This window comes from Marinobacter sp. EVN1, from assembly GCF_000475375.1.
In the GTDB taxonomy this organism is placed as follows: Bacteria; Pseudomonadota; Gammaproteobacteria; order Pseudomonadales; family Oleiphilaceae; genus Marinobacter; species Marinobacter nauticus.
In genome coordinates this window covers 274366-299521 of the sequence record NZ_AXCB01000023.1, presented here as the reverse complement: position 1 = coordinate 299521, position 25156 = coordinate 274366, and the positions used below count along the sequence as shown (strand labels likewise).

The following is a 25156-nucleotide window of genomic DNA, read 5'->3' as shown; positions in this document are numbered from 1 at the left end:
AGCCTTCCCTGGTTTAACTATGGGTGCTCTCGAAAATCCGATCGGCGGAGGCGGCAACAAAACCGCTATAGAGTTTGCCGTTGGCCATTGGGTAGCGCTTGGCAAATTCGTAAAAGCAGCTCGGAATGACTGCGTCCTGGTCGGTAAAGTGCGCGGTAACACGGTCGGCCATAGTGGACGACTGTTCCAGGCAGTCCTGCGGTGAACCTTTCACTTCTCCACCACTGGCATTCACGGAAAAACCCTGTTCTTTCAGCAGCGTGTTGATGTCTGGTACCGAGTGAATCGTGTCCAGGTGGTTTATGCTCACGGTAAAGTGGTTGGCGCGATAGCCCCAGGCTGCCAGCCAGCCGGCGTATTCACTTTCCTCAAGCAACTGTCGATAGGTTGAGTAATCCAGATTCCAGTGTCGGCCTGAGTAGAGAAAGTCATCAGCCTGCACCCTTTTCGGGTCGATCTGGTCTACCAGACCCTGCACCACCGCTTGCAGTTGGTCTGAGCATTGTTCGACCAGCAGTTCGGAGATAAACACTTTTGGCACCTCCGGGTCCGGGTGCTCGTAATGCCGGGCATAGAGCTTCTTGGCTTCAAAATGGTATTCGCCACCGGGTTGGTAACCTAAAGCCAGGAAATGCGCAGCCAGGGCGTCCAGACCCACCGGCGCCAGGTTGAAGGTTCTCAGGGCGATATGGTCATTGACGATGGCGGTGTTCTCTCGCTCGGCCAGCAGGGCATGAATGCGGTCTGCCGATGGTGTTACGGCCCGGTAGTCTTCCCAGAGCGCTCGGAACAGGGTGTCGACGTCAGAGTGCATAGTGAACCTCCGCAGAATCTGTGACATGGATTGAGGCCGCCGGAATGGCTTGCTGGCCCAGGGGCAGGGTTCGTACCGATGCGCCCACACTGAGGCCCAGCGCATCGGCTTGCTTGGTTGAAAGCTCGATCCGGCCGCTGGCCAGGGCGTGAGTGTCTGTATTCACAACCATCGCGCGAAAGTCCTCGAGCCCGGTATTAGTCACAAGGACCGGGCGGCCTGTGTCTATAAGGTGTTGGTTTTCGGTTGTGCTGATCTCTGCCGACATCAGTGCAGCTTCCCGGACACTGCGGATGTTATCTGTCCGGCATTCAACGGTGGGGCCGGCATCAAACAGATCCACCATTCCCCGATGGCGGAATCCCTCTGCCTTGAGCATGGCCAGTGCGGGCCTGGTGTCCGGATGCACCTGACCGATGACAGCCCGGGCCGGATTGCTCATTAAATGAGTATAGAGCGGTAATGAGGGCATCAGGTCCTCGACGAAGTCCAGTGAACCGGCACCCGCCAGTTGCGTGACCTGGCTGAAATCCAGATCAATAAAGTGATCCCGCAGCCAGTCCCAGAAGGGCGACTGGCCGTGTTCATCAGCCACACCCCGCATCTGGGCAATGGCCAGGTTCGGAAAGCGGTCCAGATGTTGGGCGATAAAGGCGAAGCGGACTTTGGAGAGTAATTTGCCGGCATTGGCGCGGCGAAAAGCCGGGCGCAGATACAGTGAACAGAACTCCGTACAGTTCCGGTAGTGCACGCAGCGGGTGAGCGCGCCCACGGAGCGCCGGAGCCCCAACTCTCTGGAGTGATGAGTGAGGGTGCTGTGGCGAAAATGGTAAAGCGGTTGCGACCGGCCGGTTCCAGAGGTAATGCCGGTTGTACCCATGATCTGCCCGGAAGTCCCCTCTTCAAGCACAAACAGGTAGCGTTGTTCGCTGTGGTCGACGGCCTGTGAGCGGAAGCTGCGAATCGAGCTCTCAATTTTTCGGGATAGCCGGTCTTTGTCCGGCATCAGGGAAGTAAATCCCGGGCCGGACTCGCAGGCTATCTCGTACAGATCGTTCAGGTCGTCATGACGAACTGGGCGAATAATCATGGCGGCACCTCAAAATTGTTTTTTATCAGTATGAGTGCGTAAGCCGCCGGTTTGCAGTGTCAGAATGTTCGAAATGATCTATTGTTTTGTTGAAATGATAGGTTTGGGGGTCAAAATGACAGAAAGTCGAGATCAGAAACTGCTTGCCCTGCTCCGGCGCAATGCCCGTACGAGTGTGACCGAACTGGCCAAGGCACTGCACGTGTCCCGATCAACGATTCAGAATCGTATTGCCAGGCTGGAGGCCAGCGGTGTCATTCGCGGCTATTCGGTGATCCTGGGAGGGGATTATCTGGAAGGGCAGGTGGAAGCCCACGTATCTATCAAGGTTCGGCAGAAGCTGACCGCACGAACCAATACGGAACTGGAGCGTATCAGCCAGGTGGCACAGTTATTTGCCGTGAGCGGGGAATATGACCTTATAGCGATTGTCCAGGCCCGCACTCTGGAGGAGTTAAGTAAGGTGCTGGACGACATCGGCAATCTCGAAGGCGTCGAACGAACCAATTCAGCCGTCGTGCTGGAAACCCGCTTCAAACGCTAGCGTTTGACGGTCAGGAGCCGAGCATGCCTGCCCAGGCACTGTAGAGGAAGGCACCGGAACCGACCAGAATCAGGGCCCAGGCCGGAAAGATCAGAACAGAGCGCGTTGACGATTTCATAACGACCTCCTGAGGTGATGACAATCTTTACGCTGCAACTTTCAATCTAGACCAGACTTGACGGATGTCACGAAGTATTTTGAGTGACAGGTCTCAGATTCGAGCTAAACGGCCAATCACCGGGATTGTTATTGCTATTGAGGGAGTCGGAAAGTTGGCTAGTATGGAGAGGAAGAAAACAATAACAAGGACGCACAATGGCCGTAGACCCGAACAAGCAGACTTCACTGCATTGCCTTTATTACTGGGCAGAGCATACTCCCGACAACGTTTTTTTGACCCAGCCCTACCCCGACGGGCGTGTTGAAGATATTACCTGGCGTGAAGCCGCCGACCAGGTGTCGCGCATGGCCGCCCACCTGAACACGCTGGGGCTGCCGCAGCGAAGCAATATCGGGATTCTGGGCAAAAACAGCGCCCACTGGATTCTGTCCGATCTGGCCATCTGGGCAGCAGGGCATGTCAGCGTGCCGCTCTATCCAACTCTGAATGGCGAGACCGCAGCCTATATTCTGGACCACAGTGAAGCTCAGATGCTGTTTCTCGGCAAACTCGACGGCACGGCCGATGGTTGGCATGACATCAAGGGCCATATTCCCGAGCAATTACCGATTATCTCGCTGCCGCTATCGCCTCGGGACGACACGCCCAAATGGCAGGACATTGTCGCCGAACAGCCCCCGGCGAAACCGAAACTGCCCGATCCCGATGATCTGGCCACCATTGTTTACACCTCTGGCAGTACCGGGCGGCCGAAAGGCGTGATGCACAGCTTCCGGACCATGATCTCGGTTGCCGACGGGCTGCAGCAGCTATTCCCCGTATCGGCCAGCGAACGTATGCTGTCCTATCTCCCCCTGGCCCATGTGGCCGAACGGGCGGCGGTGGAGACCCAGTCACTGTATTACGGTTTCCATCTGTACTTTGCCAACTCGCTGGATACCTTCCAGGAGGATCTGCAGCGGGCCCGGCCAACCCTGTTTTTCTCGGTGCCTCGCCTGTGGATGAAATTCTACCTGGGGGTGAATGCGAAGTTGCCGCCCAAGAAGCAGAAACTGCTGTTCAATATCCCCATTCTGAACACGCTGGTTAAGAAAAAGGTGCTCAAACAGCTGGGGCTGGATCATTGCCGGGCGGCACTCACCGGTGCGGCTCCGCTCTCGGCGGAGATCATCGGCTGGTACCGAAGCCTTGGTCTGGAGTTGCTGGAGGTCTACGGCATGTCGGAGAACTTCGGCTATTCCCATGCCAACCGTCCGGGCCAGGCCAAGGTGGGCACCGTTGGAATGGCCAACCCGGGTGTTGAACATCGGATCGGGGAGGGCGGCGAAGTTCAGGTGAGGAGCCCGGGCCAGATGCTCGGTTATTACAAGAACGAGGAAAAAACCCGGGAAGACCTGACGGATGACGGTTTTCTCAAAACCGGTGACATGGGTGAAATTGACCGTGATGGATGCCTGCGCATTACCGGGCGGGTTAAAGACCTGTTCAAAACCTCAAAGGGGAAATACGTGGTGCCGGTGCCTATCGAGAACCGGTTCAATCACCCCAAGGCGGAAGTGGTGTGTGTGGCCGGTGCCAACCAGCCCCAGCCGTGCCTGATGGTACTGCTTTCCGAGGAGGCCCGCGATGAACTGGAGCGGGGAGGCAGTCGCAGCGAGCTGGAACAAGAGCTGGCGGAGGAACTGGACTCCGTGAATGCGGAATGTGAGTCCCACGAAAAGGTGGCTTTTGTAGTCGTGGTGCGTGAACCCTGGACCATGGAAAACGGTATGCTCACACCCACCATGAAGATCAAACGCAATGTCATCGAGGATTTCTACAACCGCAAGATGGACGAGTGGTTTGAGCAGAAACGCAAAGTGATCTGGGAATTCTGACCAGGTACAAGCGAACAAAAAAACGCCGGCATGGAAACATGCCGGCGTTTTTTATTCAGCAACCCCGAAAGGCGTGCAGTCTGTTTTAGTGGCCGCCCTGAACCTGGGGCATATCCTGCGCCACGGCTACCGCCTTGCGATTGAAAATTCGCACCTTGCGGCTGATAAACTGCATCGCCTGCCTTGCGGCAGCGCGGGTATACTGGCGCCTGACCTCAGTACTGTTGTGGAGGATACTGGACGGCAGCGGTTTAACGGTTGCGATATGGTTCTGAGTCATAGCGCCTTCCTCCTTCATCTGGTGGATTGTTAGCGATCTATCTTTAATTTACGTTCAATTCTAAGGATTCTTTTTTGCAGCTTGAATACGTTAAAATCCGTACCCTTGTTGCAAATATGCAGTGATTATGGACTGGGATTATCTTCGATATATAAGGGCCCTTGCAATAGGCGGAACGCTTGCAAAAGCCGGTGAAATTCTGGGTGTTCACCAAACGACTGTTTTACGGCGACTTGATCAGATGGAAGAGTCGCTGGGGGTGCAATTTTTTGAGCGTAACCAGAGCGGATTGCAGCTCACCCCCGTGGGAGAAATGGCCTTTCGGGAGGCTGAACGGCTGGCTACCGATATGGAAAACCTTGAGCGCAAACTGGTGGGGGATGATTCCGCACCGGTTGGCAAGGTTCGTGTGGCCGCTGAAGACGTGATGATGAATGAACTGCTCAGCCCGATTCTGGCCGAGATGGTGCGCACCTATCCCGAGATTGAGCTGGAAGTTCTCACCGATAACGATGTGGCTAATCTCAGCCACCGGGAAGCCGACCTTACCCTTCGGCCGGAGAACAAGCCCCAGGCAACGCTGGAGGGTGAACGGATTGCCGCAATCGAATCCGCGGTCTATGGCGCAGCAAAATACTGCCGCCGGCACCGGAACATGGATATTGAGAATCAGCCGGAAGGCTGTACCTGGATACTGCCAGACGAATCCTTCAGCCACCTGGCAACGGGGCGCTGGTACCGCAAACAGCTGAAAAATGTCACGTCGGTGATTCGCTGCAATAGCCTGCAGTCCATGCATGCCCTTGCCCGGGCCGGGGCAGGCCTGGCGGTGCTGCCCTGTTACCTGGGCGACGCCACCAGGGAATTGCGGCGGCTGTCCGATCCTCTGGAGGGTGAAAGCATCGACCTCTGGCTCCATGTAAACCAGGATACCCAGCAGATGGCCCGGGTCAGAATGGTCATGGAGTTTCTGGTAGAGCGCTTGCAGGGTCTGGAGTCGGTGATCGAGATTTCGGGAGCCCTGTAGCTCAGTCTTCAGCCGAGCAGAACGGCCAGAACTGGTACCAGCGCCAGCACTGGAACTCCGCTTCGCACTGCTGCAACTGGTTGTGGTAGCGGTAAGCCCTGGCCCGGACCCGGCTGGCCAGGGCCTGAAGCTGCGGCTTACGGTCGAAGGAGCGCCGGGCATAGCCGGTTCTGCCTTCATGGTAGGCCAGGTACAATTCCCTCGGGGCGGTATAGGGGATACCCAGTTGCTGGTGGCTCAGGCGGTTATACCAGCCGACGAAATCCAGGGCATACTTCATATCGCTGCGCACCGTCAGCCAGTCACCATCGTTTGCTGCCAGGTATTCCTGCCAGGCTGGATCAAGGGCCTGGGCGTAACCGAAGGCTGTGGTTGGTCTTGCCCACGGAATCAGACCCCATAGCCGGGTACGCGGTGGTCTGGCATGGCTTCGGAACGATGATTCGTAAAAGACAAAGGCCATCTGGGTGGCAATGGGGGTTCCCCAGCGTTGTTGTGACGCGCTGGCATAGTCGTACCAGACCGGATGCTCCCGGAAAATGTCGCAAAGGTTTTCCGGTCTCGCCGGGGGATCCGGAGCCAGCAGGCTGAAGCGGAGCGTGGCCCAGATCCCGATCAGTAGGCCGGCCACCGGTGGCCCATACCATTTGGCCAGGCGAAGCCAGCGTGCTTTTTCAGCCTTATGGCGGCTCTTTTTCTTTCGGCCTGACCTGTTGCGTATTCCTACCAAACTGTCATCTCCTGAACCCCTGGATTGCTTGCTGCCAGCCTTGGGCCCATGGCATAAGAGAGTCATTGTATTAGTCAGGATGATAGGTAAATGAAGCGATTGGCCCTAGTTAAACCTGTTTTAGTCGTTGCCATGCTTGGCGCGGGCTCAGCTCAGGCGGCCCCGGATGCCGCCAGCGTGCTCGAAGCCTCCCCGATTGACGACATTGTTGAGCAATACCCGGCGATGCTAAGCCAGGGTATTCGGGAAGGGCTGAAACAACGCGGTCAGGTGCCGCCCATGGTGGCGGATACCGTTGGCTATGTCGTGAGCAGCAGTTTCAGCGCCGACAAAATTGAGCAGCAGATCATTACCGATCTGCAAGCACAGCTCACGGACGAACAGCTTCAGGCGGTAAGTGAGTGGTACCGGACACCCGTCGCCCGAAAAATCTCGAGCGCAGAGATTGCCGCCTCGGCGCCGGAAGCCTGGCCGCAGATACAGGCCAGAGCGCCGGAATTGAATCGAAAGTACAAAGGCACTCCCAAAGCCGAGATGTTCGATCGATTCGACCGGGCCGCCCGGGCAACCGAAAGCGCGGTGGATACCACCATTGCTGTTCAGTTGGGGTTGGCCACTGCCATGTCGGCACTCAGCAGCGAATCAATGCACTACGAGCAGTTGGAGCGCCGTATCGAAAACCAGCGAGGAATGCTTCGGGGTGTGGTTGGCCAGCAGGTCTACGACAGCTATCTTTATACCTACGACAAGGTGAGCGCCCAAGAGCTGGCATTGTACCTGGACTTCCTCGAAAGCCCCGCCGGTAAGCAGTTTTCTCAGGTTGTGACCAGCAGTATTCAGCAGGCGATCATGGAGCCGGTGGAAAGCATCGGACGGCAGATATCGAGGTTCATGGCACCGCCGGCAGGATCGGAGTAGGACGCACCCCGGCCGGCGTCGGAGATATTCCGAACACCGGCCGGGCCAATCAGCGGATCAGCTGCGGCTGGTGACTTCCAGCAGGTGGTAGCCAAACTGGGTCTTGATGGGGCCGATCACAGTATTGAGCTCACTGTTGAAAACGGCTTTGTCGAACTCCGGAACCATCTGGCCCGGCCCGAAAGAACCCAGGTCGCCGCCGTTACGGCCGGAAGGGCAGGACGAGTGCTGCTTGGCGACTTCTGCGAAATCCTGGCCACCTTCGATGGCTTTCTTCAGTTCCTCACACTTGGCTTCACTGTCTACCAGAATGTGGCGTGCGGTTGCTTGTGCCATGATCAATTTCCTGTCGTTGGGTGAATGGAACACAGACCGGAATGCTGCCCGCAGCGGCGCCCTGAGGCAAGTGGTTTTTGTCCGTGTTTCTGCGGCCTCACAGTCTCTGGTGCAAACCTGTACAATGCCGGCTTTCTTTTCGCCGGCGCTCGTCGGCCTCTACTTCGACAGGTTTGTTTCTTGATCTCCACCGCCAATCTCACCATGCAGTTCGGGGCGCGGCCCCTGTTTGAAAATGTGTCGGCCAAATTCGGCAACGGCAACCGTTACGGCCTGATCGGGGCGAATGGTTGCGGTAAATCCACCCTGATGAAAATTCTGGGTGGTGATCTGGAGCCATCGGCGGGCCAGGTTATGCTGGAACCGAATACCCGGCTGGGTAAGCTCCGTCAGGATCAGTTTGCCTATGAACAGTGCTCAGTGATGGACACTGTGATTATGGGCCACGAAGAACTCTGGAATGTGAAAAAGGAGCGGGACCGCATTTATTCGCTGCCGGAGATGAGTGAGGAAGACGGTATGGCCGTGGCAGACCTGGAAGTGCAGTTTGCCGAAATGGATGGCTACACCGCGGAATCCCGAGCCGGTGAGTTGCTGCTGGGCCTGGATATTCCTCTGGAGCAGCACAACGGCCCCATGAGTGCTCTGGCGCCGGGCTGGAAACTGCGTGTGCTGCTGGCACAGGCTCTGTTTTCTGACCCCGACGTACTGTTGCTGGATGAGCCCACCAACCACCTGGACATCAACACCATCCGCTGGCTGGAAAACATTCTGGTGGCCCGCAACAGCACCATGATCATCATCTCTCACGACCGTCACTTTCTGAACAGTGTATGTACCCACATGGCGGACCTGGATTATGGTGAGCTGCGCCTGTTCCCCGGCAACTACGACGAATACATGACCGCCGCCACCCAGGCCCGAGAGCGCATGCTGGCGGACAACGCCAAGAAAAAAGCCCAGATTGCGGAATTGCAGCAGTTCGTCAGCCGCTTCTCCGCCAACGCCTCCAAGGCCAAACAGGCCACCTCTCGCGCCCGTCAGATCGACAAGATCCAGTTGGAAGAGGTGAAGCCCTCAAGCCGCGTGAGTCCCTTTATCCGCTTCGAGCAGGGCAAGAAGCTGCATCGTCAGGCCGTGACTCTGAAAGGTCTGACCAAGGGCTTCGACGAAGGCCCCTTGTTCAAAAACCTGGATCTGCAGATTGAGGCGGGAGAACGCGTGGCTGTTATTGGCCCGAACGGGATTGGTAAAACCACACTCCTGCAATGCCTGGCTGGCGCTTATGAGCCAGATTCCGGCGAGGTGAAGTGGACCGACAGTGCCGAGGTTGGATATTTCGCCCAGGACCACACCGCGGATTTTGCCCGCGACGAGACCCTCACCGACTGGATGGCGCAATGGACCACCGGCGGCGAACAATTAGTGCGCGGTACGCTGGGGCGGATGCTGTTTTCCGGTGATGATATCGGCAAGTCTGTAAAGGTAATCTCGGGGGGTGAGCAGGGCCGCATGCTGTTCGGCAAACTGATCCTGCAGAAACCGAATGTGATGCTGATGGACGAGCCCACCAACCACCTGGATATGGAGTCTATCGAGGCTTTGAACCTGGCGCTGGAGAACTATCCGGGAACGCTGATTTTCGTAAGCCATGATCGCGAGTTTGTCTCCTCGCTGGCGACGCGGATTATTGAGCTCACAGCTGATGGAGTGACTGACTTCAGTGGCTCCTATGACGATTATCTTCGGAGCCAGGGCTACCTATGAATGAACCACTGGTTGTAAGCGCCACCCGGCAATGGGTTGAAGATGTGGTGGTTGGTTATAACCTCTGCCCCTTCGCCAAGCGCGAGTTGGTCAAGAACCGCGTGCGTTTTGTCGTCAGCGAGGCGGAGAACGAGGATGAGCTGCTACAGGCGTTGCAGTCAGAGTTGCAGCGCCTGGAAGACGAGCCGGACGTCGAAACCACGTTGTTGATCCATCCTGGTGTGTTGCAGGATTTTCTCGCTTACAACGAATTTCTCGATGCCGCGGATGCCTTGCTGAGCTATCTGGAGCTGGAAGGTGTCTTTCAGGTTGCCAGTTTCCATCCGGACTATCAGTTCGCCGGCACCGATGCAGAGGCCGCGGAAAACTACACCAATCGATCACCGTACCCCATGCTGCACCTGTTGCGGGAGGCGAGTCTGGAAGCGGCTATTGATCACTATCCGGACGTAGATGGTATTCCCGACCGGAATATTGCGTTGATGAATGAGCTCGGTGTGGAGAAGATGCGTACTATTCTGAAACGGTGCACTGACGCCGAAACCTGACATTCCGAGCCTCTGAGTTGTAACGGAAATGACTGAGCATCGAACCCGTCCATTCAGTTCCAGCCAGCGCTTGCCCGAGCTGGAAACGCCGCCAGTGATGCATAACCCGAACGAAGCCGGGGCGTTGCTAGCGGAGTTTATCCAGCAACATCCAAGATTGATGATTCTCACCGGAGCCGGCGTGAGCACGGATTCCGGTATTCCGGATTATCGTGATGGCGATGGTGCCTGGAAGCGTAAGCAACCGGTGCAGCATAAGGCGTTCATGGAGGACTTCCTCACCCGCCAGCGATACTGGGCGCGCAGTCTGATTGGCTGGCCGGTCATGCGTAATGCCGCGCCTAACCCGTCCCATCACTACATTTCGGATCTGGAACTGCTCAACCACAGCAGCCTGGTGGTTACCCAGAACGTGGATCGTCTTCACCAGAAGGCGGGTACCCGGGCGGTGACGGATCTACACGGGCGGGCGGACGAAGTCGTGTGTATGGGCTGCGGCTATCGTTGCCCCCGGGATGAGGTGCATGACCGTTGCGCCGAGCTCAATCCCGGATTTCGGAAGTACACAGCGGAGACGGCACCGGATGGGGATGCCGATCTGGATGTGGATTTTTCCGAGTTCCGACCGGTGGACTGCCCCAGATGCGCCGGTATCCTGAAACCGGATGTAGTGTTCTTCGGGGATTATGTGCCAAAGGACAGGGTGTACTCTGCGCTTGATGTACTCAAGGCGAGCGATGGCCTGTTGGTGATTGGTTCGTCGTTGATGGTGTATTCCGGCTTCCGTTTCTGCCGCTACGCCAGCGAGTGGAAAAAGCCCATTGCCACCCTGAATCTGGGGCGGACCCGGGCTGAGGATCTGGTGGATCTGAAACTGAACGCGAGGATCGGGGAGACCCTGAAGGCCTCCCTCGATCAGTTGTGAGCGTTATTTACATCAGGTTGTAGATGAACACCACGCCCACCGCAATCGGGGTGATGAAGCGCACGGTGACAAACCACAGGTTGAACGTACCCGGTGACAGGGCCAGCTCTTTCTCCATGGCCGGTTTCGACATTACCCAGCCGGCCATCAGCGCGACCAGTAGCCCACCCAGCGGCAGCAGGATGTTGGCGGTGAAGAAGTCCAGCAGGTCGAAGATGGTTTTGCCTTCCAGCATCGGGATGAAGCCCAGTGGTGCGAAATCCGCCCACAGGTTCAGCGACAGAATAGAGGCAATACCCAGAGCCCAGCACACCACACCGGCACCCAGCGTACTGACGGTGCGGTTCATGCCCTTTTGTTCTTCCAGCCATTCAACGATCGGTTCCAGCAGGGAAATGCCAGAGGTCCAGGCGGCGAAAATCAGAAGTACAAAGAACAGGGTGCCGAACAGTGAGCCCATGGGCATCTGACCGAAGGCCAGGGGCAGGGTCTGGAAAATCAGGCCAGGGCCAGCACCGGGCTCCAGGCCGTTGGCAAAGACAATCGGGAAAATGGCGAGGCCGGCCAGCAGGGCGACACCGGTATCAATCACCGAGACGGTAATGGAGGTTTTGGCGATGGAAATCTTCTTGGGCAGGTAGGAGCCATAAGCCATCATCACCGCCATACCCAGGCTCAGAGTAAAGAATGCGTGTCCCAGTGCCACCAGTACGCCGGAGGTGGTGAGCTTGGAGAAGTCCGGCTGGAACAGGAAGGCTGCCGCCTGGCCAAAGTGGCCGGTGGTCATGGCGTAGCCGACCACAATCAGTAGCAGTACAAACAGTGCCGGCATCAGAATGCTGACGGCCCGCTCCAGGCCGGAGCGCACACCTTTCGCCACCACCAGCATCACCAGGGCCATGAACACCGTGTGCCACAGCAACAGGGTGCCGGGATTGCTCAGCAGGCCGGAGAAAATCGCACCCACGGCATCTGCGGTCTGGCCGGAGAGCTGGCCGCTGGCGGTGGTGCCAACGTAGGAAATGGCCCAGCCACCAATCACCGAGTAAAACGACAGAATCAGGAAGCCTGCAAGAATGCCCACGGCGCCGACCAGTTTCCAGGCCGGGTTCAGTCCGTCCCGCTGGGCGATCGCCTTGATGCTGTTAACCGGGCTGTGGCCACCACGACGGCCGATCATCACCTCGGCCATCATGATGGGAATACCGATGATGGCGATGCACAGCAGGTAGACCAACACAAAAGCGCCACCGCCGTTTTCGCCGGTTACGTAGGGGAATTTCCAGATGTTTCCGAGGCCCACAGCGGAACCGGTGGCCGCGAGGATGAACGCGAGCCGTGATGACCAGAGCCCGCGCTGGGCATTGGAGCCCTCAAGGCTGCCGGAATAGGCAGCAGAACCGGATGATGAGACAGACATGGTTTTCTCCCGAAGGTCTTGTTTTTGTTACTGGGGTTAAAAATGGAGCCGCAGAGACTGCGGCTCCCAAGGGGAAGCACCGGTGTCAGGTTATCCGGTGCGAGACAGCCGCTGGGGCGCCAGCCCAGCACCCGCGGCATGCTTGGTGAACCGTTCTTCAGCCAGTTCATTGGCAATTTCACCGGTAGGGAGCCCGGTGCGGTCAGAACGGTTAAAAATTTCGGTCAGGGTGTCGCCGATGGTTTCCACATGGGCGCGCACTTTTTCCGGGGATGCCCCTGTGCGTTCGTAGAACACATCAATGATGCCGCCGGCGTTAATCGCAAAGTCTGGAGCGTACAGAATGCCCCGCTGTTTCAGTGCCGCGTCGTGTTCCGGGCGATCCAGCAGATTATTGGCCGCGCCTGCGACGATACCGGCGCGAATGGCAGGAATACTGCGGTCGTTCAGGACGGCGCCCATGGCGCAGGGTGCGATAACATCCACGGGCAGAGTCAGTATGTCTTCCGCCGAGGCGGCGTGTGCGCCGAGCTGGTCGACAGCTCGCTGCATGTTGTCGGCGTGAATATCGTTCACCCAGAGTTCAGCGCCAGCGTCTTTCAGGTGTTGGGCCAGGCGGAACCCGACATTACCGATGCCCTGGATGGCTACTTTCAGGCCGGTAAGGTCGTTGCTGCCGAGCCGGTGTTTTACTGCTGCTCTGAGGCCAACAAAGGTGCCGTAAGCGGTGACAGGAGAGGGATCCCCGTTACTGGGGGTGCCGTCGAATCCGGTACGGTAGGCAACGCCGGCCACATGGCGGGTATGGCGCCCCATCACTTTCAGATCCGGCACGCTGGTGCCGGAGTCTTCGGCCGCAATGTAATGGCCTCCCAGGCTTTCCAGGTGCTTGCCCATAGCCTCCAGCAGGGCTTGTGTTTTGTGCTTGCGCGGATCGCCAATAATCACGGATTTGCCACCACCCAGGTCCAGATTGGCCAGGGCCGATTTGTAGGTCATTCCCCTGGACAGGCGAAGCACATCTCGCAGCGCTTCTTCATCACTGGCGTAAGGGAACATTCGGCAACCGCCTAAAGCGGGGCCGCGGGAGGTGTTGTGAATAGCGACAATGGCTTTGAGGCCGGTTTCGGCATCGCAGAAAAACGACAGGTGTTCGTGGTGATCGAACTCCGGATGGCTGAACAGCATGTTGAAATCCTCTCCCGCACAGCCGGATCCCGGCGGCAGGTTCTGTCTTGTTTTTGTCGGTCTGGCTTGTGGCCAGGGTGTCGATTTCAGGTGTCCTCCCGAAGGATTGGTCGGGTTGCCCTTTTGGGGCCGGACGAAATTCAAGCTAATGCAAGTTTACGTGAACGTCAACCTTGGCGGCCGGCGGAATTGTGAACTTGTTTGATTTAATCATCTAACTGCCTGAGCACTGGTAAGAAAAAAAACGCTTAATGGTGGTTTCTACCTATACGCGTTTTGCACTATCCGGCTTAGCTTCTTCAGATGTCTGTCGCCTCCTATCCTTATCAGTTTGATTCGCGGAAAGTCCGTTCCGAGTTCTTCCGCCTGCTCCCCATCTCATTCTTTGTGGTGGCGTTTGGTGCTGCCTTTGGTCTGGCCGCCATTCAGGAAGGGTTGACGCCGCTGCAGTCTATCCTGATGAGCACGACCGTGTTTGCTGGCGCTTCGCAGTTTGCGGCGGTGGATATCTGGGGCGCCGATGTCTCGGTTCTGCCTTTGATCGCCGTGGTTTTTGCCATCAATTCCAGGCACCTGCTGATGGGCGCCTCGCTATACCCGATGCTCAGGGAAGTCTCTCCCGGGCGGCGTTATGCGCTCTTGCTATTGCTGACCGATGCCAACTGGGCGGTCTCGGCCCAGGATTACCAGAATGGCAGGCGCAATCTGGAAGTGATTATCGGGGGTGGCCTGGTTCTGTGGCTGGCCTGGATTGTTGGTACAGCCCTGGGTGTCTACTTCGGCGGTTTGTTACAGAACCCCAAAGCCTTCGGGCTGGATATGGTGCTGGGTTGCTTCCTGCTGGCCATGGCACTGGGTGGCAATAAATCCCCGCGGGTGCTGGTCGCCTGGTGCGTTTCCGGCGCAGCCTCCCTTGCCGCCTGGAAATGGCTACCGCCCAATATGCACGTGGTGGTTGGCGCGATCGCTGGTGGTCTGGTCGGTTTGTTCTGGCTGGAACACAAAACCGAGGTGGCGGATAGCCAGCGGGAGGTGTCTGGTGACCATTGAAACTACCACCCTCGGTGTGCTGGCGCTGATCACTATCATGACAGTGGTGACACTGATTACCCGTTTTGGCGGCGTGTTCGTGATGTCGTTTGTGCGCATCAATCCGAGGGTAGAGAGTTTTATCAATACCATGGCCAGCTCGGTGCTGATCGCCATCATTGTACCCATGGCGGTGGGTGGCGATCTGGGTGCGCTGGCAGCACTGGTAGCCACGACGGTTTCCATGCTTGTGTTCCACAAGCCGCTTCCCGCTATCGCTATTGGCTTGCTGGCCGCTGCGACGGTTCGTTATTTGCTCTGATGTCGTCGGTGGGTGTGGTTGAAATCTGCTCAAGTTTTCGGTGATGGTGCCGTTAAGTGACCCAGTGTCACTGAGGTACCACTCCATGATTGCATCCAGCCAGATTTCGCTGTTTCAGGACAGCAGCCGCCAGGTCTCGGCGTTTGACAGTTCCCAACTGAGAATCCGCCAGTCTGCCGCCCCGGAGCCGCAGGGGCAGACCAATCGGGGCAGCGAAGTGTCGCTGATCCGACAGGCGGCGTATCGCTACAGCAGCCAGGAGCAGATGGCCTTTTCCAGCACCAGTGAGGTGACCGGGGCCAACCGAGCGGCCACCTTCACCAGTTCGGAACTGGTCGAAAAGTCTTCAGAGCTGTTCCTGATGGGGCAGCAGGCGCTGACGGTCAGCCGAGCCGCCCTGGGAGGTGAAGCAGCTGCGGAATCGCTGAAGAGTCTGTCGGTTTCTGCCGGTCGCTATATGTTCTACTCCGAAAGCGAAACCCGCAGCTTCGCGTCGACTGGCAGTATTACCCTCGACAATGGTGAAACCATCGACTTTACCCTGTCGCTCAGGCAGTCCCAGTCGCGTAGCTATGAATATTCCGAGCTGATCCAGATTCAGGAGCGTCCCCTGACTGATCCGCTGGTGATCAACTTTGGTGCTTCTACCGCAAGACTGACCGACACCCTGTTTGAATTCGACATGACGGGCAACGGCGAGACTGCGCAGTTCGCCTCTCTGGGCGCGGGCAGCGGATATCTGGTTTTTGACCGCAATGGTAACGGTAAAGTGGACGATGGCAGCGAATTGTTCGGCCCGGAAAGTGGATCTGGCTTCAGCGAGCTGGCTGCGTTTGATGACGATGGTAATCGCTGGATAGATGCTAACGATGAGATTTTTCAGTCCCTGTCGGTGTGGGTACAGACGGCTGATGGCGGCCAGGATCTGCGCTCGCTGGCGGAGGTTGGTGTCCAGGCACTGTATGTCGACAGCATGGACGACCGCTTCACTCTGACCAATCCTCAGGGCGTGCCCCTGGGGCAGATCAAGGCCTCTGGTATTTACCTGACCACTGACGGTGAAGTTCGGACTCTGGAAGAGCTGGACCTGGCGGAACAGAACACCGAATCGGCCCCGGCGGTTGAAACCGTTCTTGGGGTTCGTAACGCTGAACCCGAGATGAGCGGCGCAGCTTCTGCACGAGAGGAAGCGATCCGCAATGCCATAGAAAAACTGAACGAAATTCGTGAGAAGCAGCAGGCGTTTATTGAGGCTTCAAAAGAGCAGGGCGAAGAAAAGTCCCCGCTGGATGGTTATCTGAAGATCATTGATGAATTGCGGCTGGAGTTGCTGAACAGCCAGGATGAGAAGAAGCAAGCTGCCAGTCGGTATCTGGAATTCGCCAAGCTTTGAACTTGATGCCGAAGCTGAGCCAGCTCTGGGTTGGGGGTGGCCTCCCAAAAACCGCTACAAGCACTTCCATGTGCGCTTCTCTCCGGCCATCCATGGCCTCCGACATTTTTGGGAGACCACCCCCACCCCTGAGCGTCTAGCGAGCTGGTTGCTCGTGCATGGGGTTTGTGTCAAGCAAGGCCAGCTCGCCGAGTCCCGGTAATTTGATCCCCAGCGCCATGGGATTGATACCCAGCGACAACCCCAGAATATTCACTTCCAGACCCTCTCGAACCCCGGCCAAGACACCGAAATATCCACCCAGGGATAGTTGATAGCCCGCGCCACCCGGGCTTGGGGCGATCAGTCGGTCACCCAGGTAGTCCTTGCCGATGGCGTGGCTGGGCAGGGCTACGTCGAAATCCGGCGTTTCCCGTATCACCCAGGCCACGAAGGTGTTGCTGTTTGGCCCCGGCCAGGCTTCGTATTGGGTGGGGTAGGGATAATTTTCCACTGCCTGGTAGATCTGAGGAATCAAGGCCGCGGCTTTCTCTCCCCGAATGTCTGCATACAGTTCCGGCCTGGCGCCGTACCAGTGTCTGTCCGGGTCGCCGGGGCGGGAATTGACCACGTAGGTGCGCCAGCCGGTGACCTCGTGCACCTGATAATAATCAGCGCCCTGTTCTTTGGTCGCAATCCAGGTATGTACCGCAAAGTAGCCTCGCCAGCTCCAGGCGCGTGCGCCATAGACCTGAATAATGGCTTCCTCCACCTGTTCCGGTCGAGGCGCTATACCGGCGCTTTCCCGGCTGGCGGTACGCCAGCTCTCCGCAACCTCAAGGCTGCTGCTGGCGGCCAACAGAAGGGGGCCGCCCAGAAGCAACAGCAGGGCGCCGAGCAGGCCCGCGGCGTATTTGAGAAGTCGTTTCATTTACAGGTCCGGTTCGAGTATTTCCAGCATGCTACAGGCAAGATGATACGCCTTTTAACGGTCAATGGATGAAGCAGGTTAAAGAATGGTAGTTTGCCCAAGCTCACGCTGGCTTCTAGGCTCAACGTGTAAATATTCTTGAGTCAGGAGGCTGTCATGTCTGATCACCATGTCTACAAAAAAGTGGAAATCGTAGGCTCATCAAAGACAAGCATTGAAGATGCCATTCAGAACGCGCTGGATGAGTGTGGGAGAAGTGTTCGCAATATGGAGTGGTTCGAGGTAACGGAAACCCGTGGCCACATTGTCGACGGAAAGGTCGGTCATTATCAGGTGGGCCTGAAAATCGGTTTCCGGATTGCCGATAGCTAAGCAAACTTAGCCGCTTCTTATGGCGCGGTGCCGGATGGTGGTCACCAGGTGATTCAAAAGCTCCCGAGCCTCGCCCTCATGCAGGCTGTGAAACTTGTCGTGCAGGACTCTCCGGTCGTGATCGGAAGCGCCGTGCCGGACTTCCTTCACCAGGTCCAGGTACTGGCAGGCGGCGAGGTGGGCCTTGATTTCCACGTCAATGAGCCGGGTGAGCAGTTCATCCACCGTTTCGTGACAGAAGGGGCGGTGCTGGTTCAGGTGATTTCGGGCGTCCAGCGCAGCGTTTCTGGCCTCCAGACGTAAGTCGTTGGCGGATTCACCGGTTTCGACAGTTCGCAGAAACTGCCCCAGGCGTTCGTGCAGAAGCCAGATGGCCGGCCAGGTCTTCTGGTAGGCTTCCATTTCCGTTTGGTAACGGGCTTGGTCCAGTGAGGAATGGCTGGTCGACGGGCTATGATCTGAGCGGTTGAACTGGCTGACCCGGATGTCATCCATTTCACGCCAGAGGGTGTCCGACCTTTCCCTCAATGCGCTGAGCTGGCTCTGGTTTTTGTTCCGTAACCGGGATGCCAGTATCAGGCTGAGAAGCGCCAGCACAAAGGCACCCAATGCCACCATCAGGGGTGGATCAAATGCGGTGAGTATGCTTCCTGGCAGACCGGTATCCATGGCCGTTCACCTGATTGAAGTCCTGTCCTGATCGCTCAGTATACAGACTATTGCGGTGTTTGTTGTTTAAACGGCAGTAAGGTTTCCGCCTCGGCAAAATACCCTTGCACCTGGTCTGCTTCTTCGCGGGTGAAGTCGGCAATGGCGTCTCGGAATCCGGGGTGCTGTATACCGTGCCAGGAATGGGTGATCACCGGTTCAAACCCCCGAACCAGTTTGTGTTCGCCCTGGGCGCCGGCATCAAAATGTGTCAGCCCAAGCGCCAGCGCCAGCTCGATTCCCTGATAGTAACAGGTCTCGAAATGGAGGTGATTGTACTCGTCCAGACAGCCCCAGTACCGGCCGTAAAGCGTGTTTTGCCCCGACAGAAACAGGGCCCCGGCGATCATTTCGCCGTGTTTGATCGCCATGATCACGTGCATATGCTCGGGTAGCTGCTCTCTCAGTAACTCGAAAAACTGTTTGTTCAGGTATGGTCTCTGGCCCCGCTTCAGATAGGTGGCCTGGTAGAACACATAGAAGGTCGCAAGAACCTGGTCTGAAATATCCTTGCCATGGAAGCGGGCAAAGGTGATGCCCTGTTCCGTCACTTGCCGGCGTTCCTTGCGAATGGATTTGCGTTTGCGGGAATTCAATGCCGCCAGATAATCGTCGAAGCTGTGGTAGTTGTGGTTGTGCCAGTGGAATTGGCAGCCGATGCGATGCAGTTCATCGTCATGCGCCAGCAGTTGCTGGTCTTCGGCGTTGGGAAACAGCAGGTGCCAGGAGTGTGCCCCAAGGTGGTGTGTCAGGGTATCCAGCAAGTCGTGCAGGCGTTCGGGTGTCAGCTGTCGCCGCACCTCAGCGTCCAGCAGCAGCCGGGGTCCGGCAGACGGTGTGAACGGAATGGCGAGCAACAGCTTTGGATAATAGGGCAGGCCGTATCGCTGGTAGGCCTCGGCCCAGGACCAGTCGAACACATATTCACCCATGGAGTGGGTTTTCAGGTAGGCGGGTGCCAGGCCCACAATCCGGCCTTCGTGTTTGAATACCAGGTGGCTGGGGGGCCAGCCCGTTTCGGTGCGGGTGCAGCCGCTCTCTTCCAGTGCCTGAAAGAATTCGTATCGAAGAAACGGATTGGAGACCCCCGCCAGTCGTTGCCAGTCCGATTTCGGGATGGCGGCAATACTGGCTCGGGTCTCCAGAGTGAGTTCGCGTGGCGCGTTTTCTGACATGGTTGGTTTCAGGTCGTTGACGAATACCTTCTACCATACGCCAGAACCCGTCATTTGATCACTCCTTGTCTTGCTTCCCACTGTTGCTACAGCGTTGCTGCATTTTTTCCTGCCATTGATTCATGCGTTTTTCCTGTTTGGCCTGTCGTTCCTGATGAATCTCCGCCCAGATCTGGCGCTGTTCCTCATTCAGTTTCAGGCGATCGGCCATTTCTGCCCGATACGTTTCCCTCTCGGCCCGGCGCTCCTCACGGTTAAAGGGGCCTTTGCCTTCACGGAAGTTCTCGCACAGTTCCTGTTTGTCCCACTTACCGTTCTGGTTGTGTTTGCCGTGCCGTTCCGCGAGAACAGCCGGGCTGGCGGCCATCAGACTTGCCACCAGTACACCGGCGGTTAACAGGGTGGTTTTTACTTTCATTGGTCTTTCCTCGTCGTTGTTCACAATGGATGATGGCCATGCTACGCGGACGCAACGTCAGATGGTGTCAGGGCTACGTAAAGGTTCGGTAAAGGCCGGGAGACCGCCCGCAGCGCTGCAGGATGGCCATGCTAGACTGTGACCGGCACATCCCAGAGAGAAGACTATGCAGAACCGGGTACTGTTGATTGAAGATGACGATGAGTTACGGGAGCTGTTAGCCCGTTACCTGGCCAGCCAGGGCTTCAGTGTGCGTGAGGCCGCCAATGGTCGTGATGGACTGGCTCTCGCTCTGGGCCAGGATTGTGACATTGTGGTGCTCGATATCATGCTGCCTGATATCAATGGTCTGGATGTTCTGAGGGAACTTCGGGGCAAGACGCACTTACCCGTGATCCTGTTGACGGCCCGTGGCGATGAAACTGACCGAATCGTCGGCTTTGAAGTGGGCGCCGATGATTACATTCCCAAGCCCTGCAATCCCAGAGAGCTGGTGGCGCGGCTTCAGGCCCTGCTTCGTCGTATCGCCTGGGATCAGAAAACCGAGGTGGACGCCAGCCGGACTTATGGTGACTTGCGGGTGGAGCCTGGACAGCGCCGCATCTACCAGAATGACGCGCCCCTGGAACTGACCGGCACCGAGTATGAAGTGCTTCAGGTGTTGCTGGCCCATGCCGGCAGCGTGGTCCGCAAGACCGATCTCATGCAGTGGGCGCTGGGGCGCCGCCTTGAGGCCTACGACCGCACTCTGGATATGCACATCAGCAATCTTCGCAAGAAACTGGGCAATGATGACCCACCCCGCATCGAGACGGTGCGAGGACTGGGATACAGCTACCGGATACCCACATGTTGAAGCGCTTTATGTTTCCTCTGTTCTGGCGGATTTTTCTATCCATCTGGCTGGCCATGGCGGTAACCGTGGTGGCCAGCCACCTTGCCTCGCGTTATCTGTTGGACCGGGAACGCCAGGCGATTGAACGCCAGGTGGGTTTACAGGAACTGGCTCGCGAGGCTCTAGTCATTCGTGAACAGCGGGGTCGGGGGGATGCCTGGCGTTTTTTGCGTTCGGAAGGTGAACGCCTGGATTTGCACCTGATGCTGATCGAAAAGGAGCAGGGCCAGCATCGACTGCCCCGGGCGATTCGGGAACGCATCCAGTCCGGTTGGTACCCCCACAGGCCAGCTGTTCTGGATCTGCAGGAGGGCTATCAGCTAGTTGCCTGGCCCCGGATGGGCGGCGATGGTTGGCTGGACCCGAGAATGTTCCGGTTTGTGGAGATGGGGCTGGCGTTCCTGTTGATCTCCCTGGCCTGTTGGTGGATTGCGCGAATGGTCTCGCGGCCGTTGAGACACATGGAGGGGACGGCCCGGGCGATTGCCGGGGGGGATACTGGGCTGCGGGTTGCTGGTCGCATTGCTCGGCGCCGTGATGAAGTGGGCCAGTTGGCGACTGCATTTAACGGTATGACAGACCGGCTGTGCCAGCTGCTGGATCGTCAGAACCAGCTGTTGCGGGATATCTCCCATGATCTTCGTACTCCGCTGGCACGCCAGCGGGTGGCGATTGAACTGGCTTCGGACAGCGGCACCGATGAGGCATTGATGACCAGTATTCTGCGCCAGAACGAGCGGCTGGAAACCATGACCGGCCAGATTCTGACCCTGTACCGGGTGTCCGAGAACGGCGGTGATATGGCGCGTGAGCCGGTCAAGCCGATGGTCCTGGTCAATCACGTGCTTCAGGATGCCGCCGATTATGCTGAGCACCAGCGCGTGGAGTGCAAACTGGTGGCCTCGGAGGAGAGCAAAGCGGTGTCTGTGCTTGGCGACGGTGGTTTATTGCAGCGTGCGTTTGATAACGTGCTGCAAAATGCCCTGGACCACACTCCGCCGGGCAAATCGGTGAAGCTCTCTCTGTCCACGGGCAATGAGAGAATCCGTTTGATCGTCGCTGATGAGGGGCCGGGTGCTCCTGAAGACCTGCTACAACACTTGTTTGAGCCGTTTTTCCGGGCTGACAAATCCCGTGGTGGCAAAGGTTGGGGGCTGGGGCTCGCTATTGCCCGTGATATCATTCAGGCCCACGACGGGCACATCAGTGCCCGCAACCGGGACGAGGGTGGCCTGGAAGTGGCCCTTGAGCTACCGGTCTTTGTCGGAGGCTGAGGAATCGGCGCTCGGGCTTTGATCCGGTGCGTTGTCACTGCCCGGTTTCAGCTTGCTGGCGGCAGAAAAATCAATGCCTTCCTGCAGCTCATCCTCATCAAACCGGATGCCGCAGGCGGCCTTGCGTATCCGTGCAGGGGCCGCGGTCCCGGGTTGGGTCTGTTCGTTGTCTTCGGTCGTCATAGGATCGCCCATGAGTAAGGATTACCCGATTCCTGCAGGATACCTTGAGCGGGAAACGGAAGTGAAGAAAAGCCGCTTTATTGCCCGAGTGTATCCCGTCAGTGACCGGGACGACGTACGTACATATGTTGACCAGGCCCACCGCGACTACCCCGATGCCCGTCATGTCTGCTGGGGGTATCAGATCGGCCGGCCCGGCTCTGCGGCCGAGGCTGCCATGAATGATGATGGTGAGCCTTCCGGAACTGCCGGCAAACCCATTCTGGGCGTGATCCAGCACAAGGATATGGGTGACGTGCTGGTGATCGTTATCCGCTATTTTGGTGGTATCAAGCTCGGAGCCGGTGGCCTGGTTCGGGCCTATGCCGGCGCCGCTGAAAGTGTCTTGTCCGCCGTTGACCGCGTGGTGCAGCAGGCACGTGTGCAGGCAACGGTGCAGTTCGGGTTTGCCGATGAGCAACCGCTGCGGCACTGGTGCGACGGTCATGAAGGGTGTATCGACGCGATTTCCTATACTACGCGGGTGACAGCCAGCGTTTCCTTGCCTGTGGCTCAGCAACAGGACTTCAGCGCTTTTTGTGAGTCCCAGAAGATGGATTACCGTTTTGAAACCTGACTGACTGAGGCAGGCCGGTAGCCCTGGGCACGCGTATACTGGAGACATATGGGAACAACGGAGTTAAGCCTATGCGTATTATGATGATCGCTGCTTTGGCGTTGGCCATAACCGGCTGTGCCAGCAATGTGGTGACCGACTACAATCCAGCCACCGTTTTTGGCAATTACAGCAGTTGGGCCTTTGCCAGCAACGCCCAGGACTCTGGTTTCACCTCGCTGGATGACGCCCGGGTTCGGGACGCGGTAGAGCGCGAGCTGAACCGGAAGGCGATGAAAAAAGTGACGGAGACTGAAGCCGATCTTCTGATCAGCTGGCAGATTGTGGCAGAGGAACGGCTTGAGCAGGTAGGCGTTGGCCTGGGGTTCGGGTTCGGCCATGGCAACTTCGGCTGGGGCCTCTCATCGCCGCCACCGGTGCGAGAGGTAACCGAGGGCAAACTGGTGGTGAGAATGGTTGATCGGACCACCGAGGAAGTGGTCTGGCAAGCCGCGAGCCGGCGCTATCTCAATGAAAACCAGTCGCCGGAAACCCGTCGGAAACTGATTGACGAGGTTGTCTCGGAAATGTTTTCCAAATACCCTCCGGGCCTGAACTGATTGCAGATAAAGGCGTAACCATGGGTATGAACAAGCGCAAAGGCGGCCTTGTGTTCTCCACGGACCAGGGGCGGATGTGCCCGGAGTGCCGTAACCCGGTGGATGACTGCACCTGCCGGGGAGCGCAGAGGCCGGTCGGAGACGGTATTGTGCGCGTCAGCCGGGAGACAAAGGGGCGCAAAGGCAAGGGCGTGACCCTGGTGACCGGTATTCCGCTCGACGACAAAGAACTGAAAGCCTACGCCAAACAGCTAAAGGCCAAATGCGGTACAGGTGGTACAGTAAAAGACGGAGTGGTGGAGATACAGGGCGACCAGCGAGATATTCTGGTGCCGTTACTGGAGCAGGAAGGCTGGACCGTCAAGCGCGCGGGCGGCTAACGTTCTGAAGCTACCACAGTTGATCAATCAGGGGAGGCAGGCATGCACATAGCGGTACTTGGGGCAGGCGTCGTTGGTATCACCACCGCGTGGTACCTCCAGAAACAGGGGCACCAGGTAACCGTGGTCGACCGACAGAACCAGTCAGGACTGGAAACCAGCTACGCCAATGGCGGGCAGGTATCGGTGTCCCATGCCGAGCCGTGGGCCAATCCTTCGGCGCCCCTGAAAGTCGCAAAATGGCTTTTCCAGCCGGATGCCCCACTGTTGTTCCGGCCCCGGCTGGATCTTTACCAGTGGCGCTGGGCGCTGTCGTTCCTGGCTCAGTGTACCTCTGCCAAAGCCGCCCATAATATCCGCCAGATGGTCAATCTCGGTACTTACAGCCGTTCATGCCTGCAGTCACTGCGAGACGAACTGAAGCTCGATTATGACCAGTTAGCCAAGGGCATTCTGCATTTCTACACCAACCCTGCCGAATTCGATGCGGCCCTGGAACCTTCCCGCATCATGCGTGATCTGGGCTGTGACCGTCAGGTTATCGATGCTGGTCGTGCGGTTGAGCTGGAGCCGGCCCTTGAACCGATCCGTCATCGTATTGCCGGCGCGACTTACACCGCTGATGACGAAAGCGGCGATGCCCGAAAATTTACCCAGGCTCTGGCTGAGAAATGTAAAGAAGCCGGGGTGGCTTTTGAATATGGCACCGAAGTGCTGGGTTTTGATCGGGCGGGTGACCGGATCCTGGGAGTGCTGGCGCTCAAGGACGGCAAACACCACACGCTTCGGGCGGACAGCTATGTGTTGAGCCTGGGCAGTTTCAGTGCGGTACTTGCCCGTCAGCTCGGGATGTTCCTGAATATCTATCCGGCCAAGGGTTACTCTATTACCGTGCCGGTGAAAAACGAAGAAGCAGCTTTTAACGTCAGCCTGACCGACGATGAATACAAGCTCGTGTACTCGCGTCTGGGTGACCGAATGCGTGTCGCTGGCACGGCAGAACTGAACGGTTACCGTCGCGACCTGAACTTTACCCGTTGTCGGGCGATTGTCCGTCGGGCTGCGGAAGTCATGCCCGAGGCTGGCTATTGGGATCAGGCCGAATTCTGGACCGGTTTGCGGCCCGCAACGCCATCCAATGTGCCCTACATCGGTAAAAGCCACTTCAGCAATCTGTACCTCAATACCGGGCACGGTACCCTGGGCTGGACCCACTCCTGTGGCTCGGCGGCCGCTCTGGCGGATATTGTGGCTGGCAAGAGTCCCGAGGTGGACTTCACCTTCTCCGGTCTCTGAG

At 57.6% G+C, this 25156-nt stretch carries 29 protein-coding genes; 17 read left to right on the top strand and 12 right to left on the bottom strand.

Annotated features, from left to right (window positions below; genetic code table 11):
- Window positions 1–13 precede the first annotated feature (13 nt).
- Together Q674_RS32990 and Q674_RS32985 are read right to left on the bottom strand one after the other, a co-directional pair.
- Window positions 14–814 carry a DUF1338 domain-containing protein gene (locus Q674_RS32990; RefSeq protein ID WP_023009155.1) on the bottom strand — a complete coding sequence of 267 codons (801 nt, stop codon included), beginning with the start codon at window positions 812–814 and terminating at the stop codon, window positions 14–16.
- Entirely contained in the window at window positions 804–1904 is a 1101-nt protein-coding gene (locus Q674_RS32985; RefSeq protein ID WP_023009154.1) for an arginine N-succinyltransferase, read from the bottom strand. Before Q674_RS32985 ends, Q674_RS32990 begins: the two co-directional genes overlap by 11 nt.
- Before the next feature lie 115 nt (window positions 1905–2019).
- Between Q674_RS32985 and Q674_RS32980 the strand changes: the two genes are divergently transcribed.
- Entirely contained in the window at window positions 2020–2448 is a 429-nt protein-coding gene (locus Q674_RS32980) for an Lrp/AsnC family transcriptional regulator (RefSeq protein WP_014422248.1), read from the top strand.
- Window positions 2449–2763: 315 nt separating this feature from the next.
- Entirely contained in the window at window positions 2764–4446 is a 1683-nt protein-coding gene (locus tag Q674_RS32975; protein WP_023009152.1) for an AMP-binding protein, read from the top strand.
- A gap of 85 nt (window positions 4447–4531) precedes the next feature.
- Here Q674_RS32975 and Q674_RS32970 read toward each other — a convergent pair whose 3' ends face one another.
- Complete coding sequence (locus Q674_RS32970) at window positions 4532–4726, bottom strand: hypothetical protein (protein WP_014422246.1); 195 nt, start codon at window positions 4724–4726, stop codon at window positions 4532–4534.
- A gap of 127 nt (window positions 4727–4853) precedes the next feature.
- On the opposite strand from Q674_RS32970, the gene Q674_RS32965 reads away from it, so the two are divergent.
- Complete coding sequence (locus Q674_RS32965; protein ID WP_031210210.1) at window positions 4854–5753, top strand: LysR family transcriptional regulator; 900 nt, start codon at window positions 4854–4856, stop codon at window positions 5751–5753.
- A 1-nt stretch (window position 5754) separates the two neighbouring features.
- Here the strand turns inward: Q674_RS32965 and Q674_RS32960 are convergent, their stop codons facing one another.
- Window positions 5755–6384: a lysozyme-like domain containing protein gene (locus tag Q674_RS32960; RefSeq protein WP_141067148.1), complete on the bottom strand. Its 630-nt coding sequence runs from the start codon at window positions 6382–6384 to the stop codon at window positions 5755–5757.
- Between the two features lie 189 nt (window positions 6385–6573).
- On the opposite strand from Q674_RS32960, the gene Q674_RS32955 reads away from it, so the two are divergent.
- Window positions 6574–7401 (top strand): DUF2059 domain-containing protein, encoded by an 828-nt coding sequence (locus tag Q674_RS32955; RefSeq protein WP_023009150.1) that lies wholly within the window; start codon window positions 6574–6576, stop codon window positions 7399–7401.
- A gap of 57 nt (window positions 7402–7458) precedes the next feature.
- Here the strand turns inward: Q674_RS32955 and Q674_RS32950 are convergent, their stop codons facing one another.
- Window positions 7459–7737 (bottom strand): peptidylprolyl isomerase, encoded by a 279-nt coding sequence (locus Q674_RS32950; protein WP_008939100.1) that lies wholly within the window; start codon window positions 7735–7737, stop codon window positions 7459–7461.
- Between the two features lie 180 nt (window positions 7738–7917).
- On the opposite strand from Q674_RS32950, the gene Q674_RS32940 reads away from it, so the two are divergent.
- From Q674_RS32940 to Q674_RS32930, 3 genes are read left to right on the top strand one after another with little or no spacing between them, the layout of a single operon-like run.
- Window positions 7918–9504, top strand: a complete 1587-nt coding sequence (locus Q674_RS32940; protein ID WP_023009149.1) for an ABC-F family ATPase — start codon at window positions 7918–7920, stop codon at window positions 9502–9504.
- Complete coding sequence (locus Q674_RS32935) at window positions 9501–10052, top strand: DUF1415 domain-containing protein (protein WP_023009148.1); 552 nt, start codon at window positions 9501–9503, stop codon at window positions 10050–10052. Before Q674_RS32940 ends, Q674_RS32935 begins: the two co-directional genes overlap by 4 nt.
- Before the next feature lie 28 nt (window positions 10053–10080).
- Window positions 10081–10977, top strand: a complete 897-nt coding sequence (locus Q674_RS32930; protein ID WP_023009147.1) for an NAD-dependent protein deacetylase — start codon at window positions 10081–10083, stop codon at window positions 10975–10977.
- A 7-nt stretch (window positions 10978–10984) separates the two neighbouring features.
- Here the strand turns inward: Q674_RS32930 and Q674_RS32925 are convergent, their stop codons facing one another.
- On the bottom strand, window positions 10985–12397 hold the full coding sequence (locus Q674_RS32925; RefSeq protein ID WP_014422240.1) for a sodium-dependent transporter: 1413 nt from the start codon (window positions 12395–12397) through the stop codon (window positions 10985–10987).
- 90 nt (window positions 12398–12487) lie between these two features.
- Window positions 12488–13585, bottom strand: coding sequence for a Leu/Phe/Val dehydrogenase (locus Q674_RS32920; RefSeq protein ID WP_022991484.1), 1098 nt, complete (start codon window positions 13583–13585; stop codon window positions 12488–12490).
- A gap of 303 nt (window positions 13586–13888) precedes the next feature.
- Here Q674_RS32920 and Q674_RS32915 point away from each other — a divergent pair, with 303 nt between their 5' ends.
- The 3 genes from Q674_RS32915 to Q674_RS32905 all read left to right on the top strand — a co-directional run bounded on the left by Q674_RS32915 (window position 13889) and on the right by Q674_RS32905 (window position 16329).
- A complete protein-coding gene (locus Q674_RS32915; protein ID WP_014422238.1) occupies window positions 13889–14635 on the top strand; it encodes an AzlC family ABC transporter permease in 747 nt (248 codons plus the stop codon).
- Complete coding sequence (locus Q674_RS32910) at window positions 14625–14936, top strand: AzlD family protein (RefSeq protein ID WP_023009146.1); 312 nt, start codon at window positions 14625–14627, stop codon at window positions 14934–14936. Before Q674_RS32915 ends, Q674_RS32910 begins: the two co-directional genes overlap by 11 nt.
- An 85-nt stretch (window positions 14937–15021) precedes the next feature.
- On the top strand, window positions 15022–16329 hold the full coding sequence (locus tag Q674_RS32905; protein ID WP_023009145.1) for a hypothetical protein: 1308 nt from the start codon (window positions 15022–15024) through the stop codon (window positions 16327–16329).
- A gap of 136 nt (window positions 16330–16465) precedes the next feature.
- Here the strand turns inward: Q674_RS32905 and Q674_RS32900 are convergent, their stop codons facing one another.
- Window positions 16466–17239, bottom strand: coding sequence for a DUF3750 domain-containing protein (locus tag Q674_RS32900; RefSeq protein ID WP_014422234.1), 774 nt, complete (start codon window positions 17237–17239; stop codon window positions 16466–16468).
- Window positions 17240–17395: 156 nt separating this feature from the next.
- Here Q674_RS32900 and Q674_RS32895 point away from each other — a divergent pair, with 156 nt between their 5' ends.
- A complete protein-coding gene (locus Q674_RS32895) occupies window positions 17396–17611 on the top strand; it encodes a dodecin (protein ID WP_011786317.1) in 216 nt (71 codons plus the stop codon).
- Between the two features lie 6 nt (window positions 17612–17617).
- On the opposite strand, the gene Q674_RS32890 is transcribed toward Q674_RS32895, so the two are convergent.
- Genes Q674_RS32890 through Q674_RS32880 form a run of 3 tightly spaced genes read right to left on the bottom strand, consistent with a single transcriptional unit; the run spans window position 17618 to window position 19912 of the window.
- Window positions 17618–18280 carry a hypothetical protein gene (locus tag Q674_RS32890; RefSeq protein WP_022991481.1) on the bottom strand — a complete coding sequence of 221 codons (663 nt, stop codon included), beginning with the start codon at window positions 18278–18280 and terminating at the stop codon, window positions 17618–17620.
- Between the two features lie 47 nt (window positions 18281–18327).
- Window positions 18328–19494 carry a GNAT family N-acetyltransferase gene (locus Q674_RS32885; protein WP_023009144.1) on the bottom strand — a complete coding sequence of 389 codons (1167 nt, stop codon included), beginning with the start codon at window positions 19492–19494 and terminating at the stop codon, window positions 18328–18330.
- A 58-nt stretch (window positions 19495–19552) separates the two neighbouring features.
- Window positions 19553–19912, bottom strand: coding sequence for a hypothetical protein (locus Q674_RS32880; protein WP_022991479.1), 360 nt, complete (start codon window positions 19910–19912; stop codon window positions 19553–19555).
- Window positions 19913–20078: 166 nt separating this feature from the next.
- Here Q674_RS32880 and Q674_RS32875 point away from each other — a divergent pair, with 166 nt between their 5' ends.
- Both Q674_RS32875 and Q674_RS32870 read left to right on the top strand, forming a co-directional pair.
- Window positions 20079–20768, top strand: coding sequence for a response regulator transcription factor (locus Q674_RS32875; RefSeq protein WP_022991478.1), 690 nt, complete (start codon window positions 20079–20081; stop codon window positions 20766–20768).
- Window positions 20762–22081, top strand: a complete 1320-nt coding sequence (locus Q674_RS32870; protein WP_023009143.1) for a sensor histidine kinase — start codon at window positions 20762–20764, stop codon at window positions 22079–22081. The genes Q674_RS32875 and Q674_RS32870 overlap by 7 nt, the downstream gene beginning before the upstream one ends.
- On the opposite strand, the gene Q674_RS32865 is transcribed toward Q674_RS32870, so the two are convergent.
- Window positions 22058–22264, bottom strand: a complete 207-nt coding sequence (locus Q674_RS32865; protein ID WP_224849769.1) for a hypothetical protein — start codon at window positions 22262–22264, stop codon at window positions 22058–22060. The two genes, Q674_RS32870 and Q674_RS32865, sit on opposite strands and share 24 nt — an antisense overlap.
- Window positions 22265–22274: 10 nt before the next feature.
- Here Q674_RS32865 and Q674_RS32860 point away from each other — a divergent pair, with 10 nt between their 5' ends.
- The 4 genes from Q674_RS32860 to Q674_RS32845 all read left to right on the top strand — a co-directional run bounded on the left by Q674_RS32860 (window position 22275) and on the right by Q674_RS32845 (window position 25155).
- Window positions 22275–22880 carry an IMPACT family protein gene (locus Q674_RS32860; protein WP_023009142.1) on the top strand — a complete coding sequence of 202 codons (606 nt, stop codon included), beginning with the start codon at window positions 22275–22277 and terminating at the stop codon, window positions 22878–22880.
- 71 nt (window positions 22881–22951) lie between these two features.
- Window positions 22952–23479 (top strand): DUF4136 domain-containing protein, encoded by a 528-nt coding sequence (locus Q674_RS32855; protein WP_011786310.1) that lies wholly within the window; start codon window positions 22952–22954, stop codon window positions 23477–23479.
- Window positions 23480–23499: 20 nt separating this feature from the next.
- Window positions 23500–23859, top strand: a complete 360-nt coding sequence (locus Q674_RS32850) for a translation initiation factor Sui1 (protein WP_023009141.1) — start codon at window positions 23500–23502, stop codon at window positions 23857–23859.
- 42 nt (window positions 23860–23901) lie between these two features.
- Window positions 23902–25155 carry a D-amino acid dehydrogenase gene (locus Q674_RS32845; RefSeq protein ID WP_023009140.1) on the top strand — a complete coding sequence of 418 codons (1254 nt, stop codon included), beginning with the start codon at window positions 23902–23904 and terminating at the stop codon, window positions 25153–25155.
- Window position 25156 lies beyond the last annotated feature (1 nt).

Bases quoted from the DNA above. Each gene is read 5' to 3' on its own strand.
- Q674_RS32895 (WP_011786317.1), top strand. From the start codon at position 17,396: ATGTCTGATCACCATGTCTACAAAAAAGTGGAAATCGTAGGCTCATCA.
- Q674_RS32850 (WP_023009141.1), top strand. From the start codon at position 23,500: ATGGGTATGAACAAGCGCAAAGGCGGCCTTGTGTTCTCCACGGACCAG.
- Q674_RS32980 (WP_014422248.1), top strand. From the start codon at position 2,020: ATGACAGAAAGTCGAGATCAGAAACTGCTTGCCCTGCTCCGGCGCAAT.
- Q674_RS32990 (WP_023009155.1), bottom strand. From the start codon at position 814: ATGCACTCTGACGTCGACACCCTGTTCCGAGCGCTCTGGGAAGACTAC.
- Q674_RS32845 (WP_023009140.1), top strand. From the start codon at position 23,902: ATGCACATAGCGGTACTTGGGGCAGGCGTCGTTGGTATCACCACCGCG.
- Q674_RS32985 (WP_023009154.1), bottom strand. From the start codon at position 1,904: ATGATTATTCGCCCAGTTCGTCATGACGACCTGAACGATCTGTACGAG.
- Q674_RS32970 (WP_014422246.1), bottom strand. From the start codon at position 4,726: ATGACTCAGAACCATATCGCAACCGTTAAACCGCTGCCGTCCAGTATC.
- Q674_RS32890 (WP_022991481.1), bottom strand. From the start codon at position 18,280: ATGGATACCGGTCTGCCAGGAAGCATACTCACCGCATTTGATCCACCC.
- Q674_RS32860 (WP_023009142.1), top strand. From the start codon at position 22,275: ATGAGTAAGGATTACCCGATTCCTGCAGGATACCTTGAGCGGGAAACG.
- Q674_RS32965 (WP_031210210.1), top strand. From the start codon at position 4,854: ATGGACTGGGATTATCTTCGATATATAAGGGCCCTTGCAATAGGCGGA.
- Q674_RS32855 (WP_011786310.1), top strand. From the start codon at position 22,952: ATGCGTATTATGATGATCGCTGCTTTGGCGTTGGCCATAACCGGCTGT.
- Q674_RS32905 (WP_023009145.1), top strand. From the start codon at position 15,022: ATGATTGCATCCAGCCAGATTTCGCTGTTTCAGGACAGCAGCCGCCAG.
- Q674_RS32915 (WP_014422238.1), top strand. From the start codon at position 13,889: ATGTCTGTCGCCTCCTATCCTTATCAGTTTGATTCGCGGAAAGTCCGT.
- Q674_RS32925 (WP_014422240.1), bottom strand. From the start codon at position 12,397: ATGTCTGTCTCATCATCCGGTTCTGCTGCCTATTCCGGCAGCCTTGAG.
- Q674_RS32870 (WP_023009143.1), top strand. From the start codon at position 20,762: ATGTTGAAGCGCTTTATGTTTCCTCTGTTCTGGCGGATTTTTCTATCC.
- Q674_RS32865 (WP_224849769.1), bottom strand. From the start codon at position 22,264: ATGACGACCGAAGACAACGAACAGACCCAACCCGGGACCGCGGCCCCT.
- Q674_RS32880 (WP_022991479.1), bottom strand. From the start codon at position 19,912: ATGAAAGTAAAAACCACCCTGTTAACCGCCGGTGTACTGGTGGCAAGT.
- Q674_RS32935 (WP_023009148.1), top strand. From the start codon at position 9,501: ATGAATGAACCACTGGTTGTAAGCGCCACCCGGCAATGGGTTGAAGAT.
- Q674_RS32920 (WP_022991484.1), bottom strand. From the start codon at position 13,585: ATGCTGTTCAGCCATCCGGAGTTCGATCACCACGAACACCTGTCGTTT.
- Q674_RS32955 (WP_023009150.1), top strand. From the start codon at position 6,574: ATGAAGCGATTGGCCCTAGTTAAACCTGTTTTAGTCGTTGCCATGCTT.
- Q674_RS32930 (WP_023009147.1), top strand. From the start codon at position 10,081: ATGACTGAGCATCGAACCCGTCCATTCAGTTCCAGCCAGCGCTTGCCC.
- Q674_RS32900 (WP_014422234.1), bottom strand. From the start codon at position 17,239: ATGAAACGACTTCTCAAATACGCCGCGGGCCTGCTCGGCGCCCTGCTG.
- Q674_RS32885 (WP_023009144.1), bottom strand. From the start codon at position 19,494: ATGTCAGAAAACGCGCCACGCGAACTCACTCTGGAGACCCGAGCCAGT.
- Q674_RS32975 (WP_023009152.1), top strand. From the start codon at position 2,764: ATGGCCGTAGACCCGAACAAGCAGACTTCACTGCATTGCCTTTATTAC.
- Q674_RS32950 (WP_008939100.1), bottom strand. From the start codon at position 7,737: ATGGCACAAGCAACCGCACGCCACATTCTGGTAGACAGTGAAGCCAAG.
- Q674_RS32875 (WP_022991478.1), top strand. From the start codon at position 20,079: ATGCAGAACCGGGTACTGTTGATTGAAGATGACGATGAGTTACGGGAG.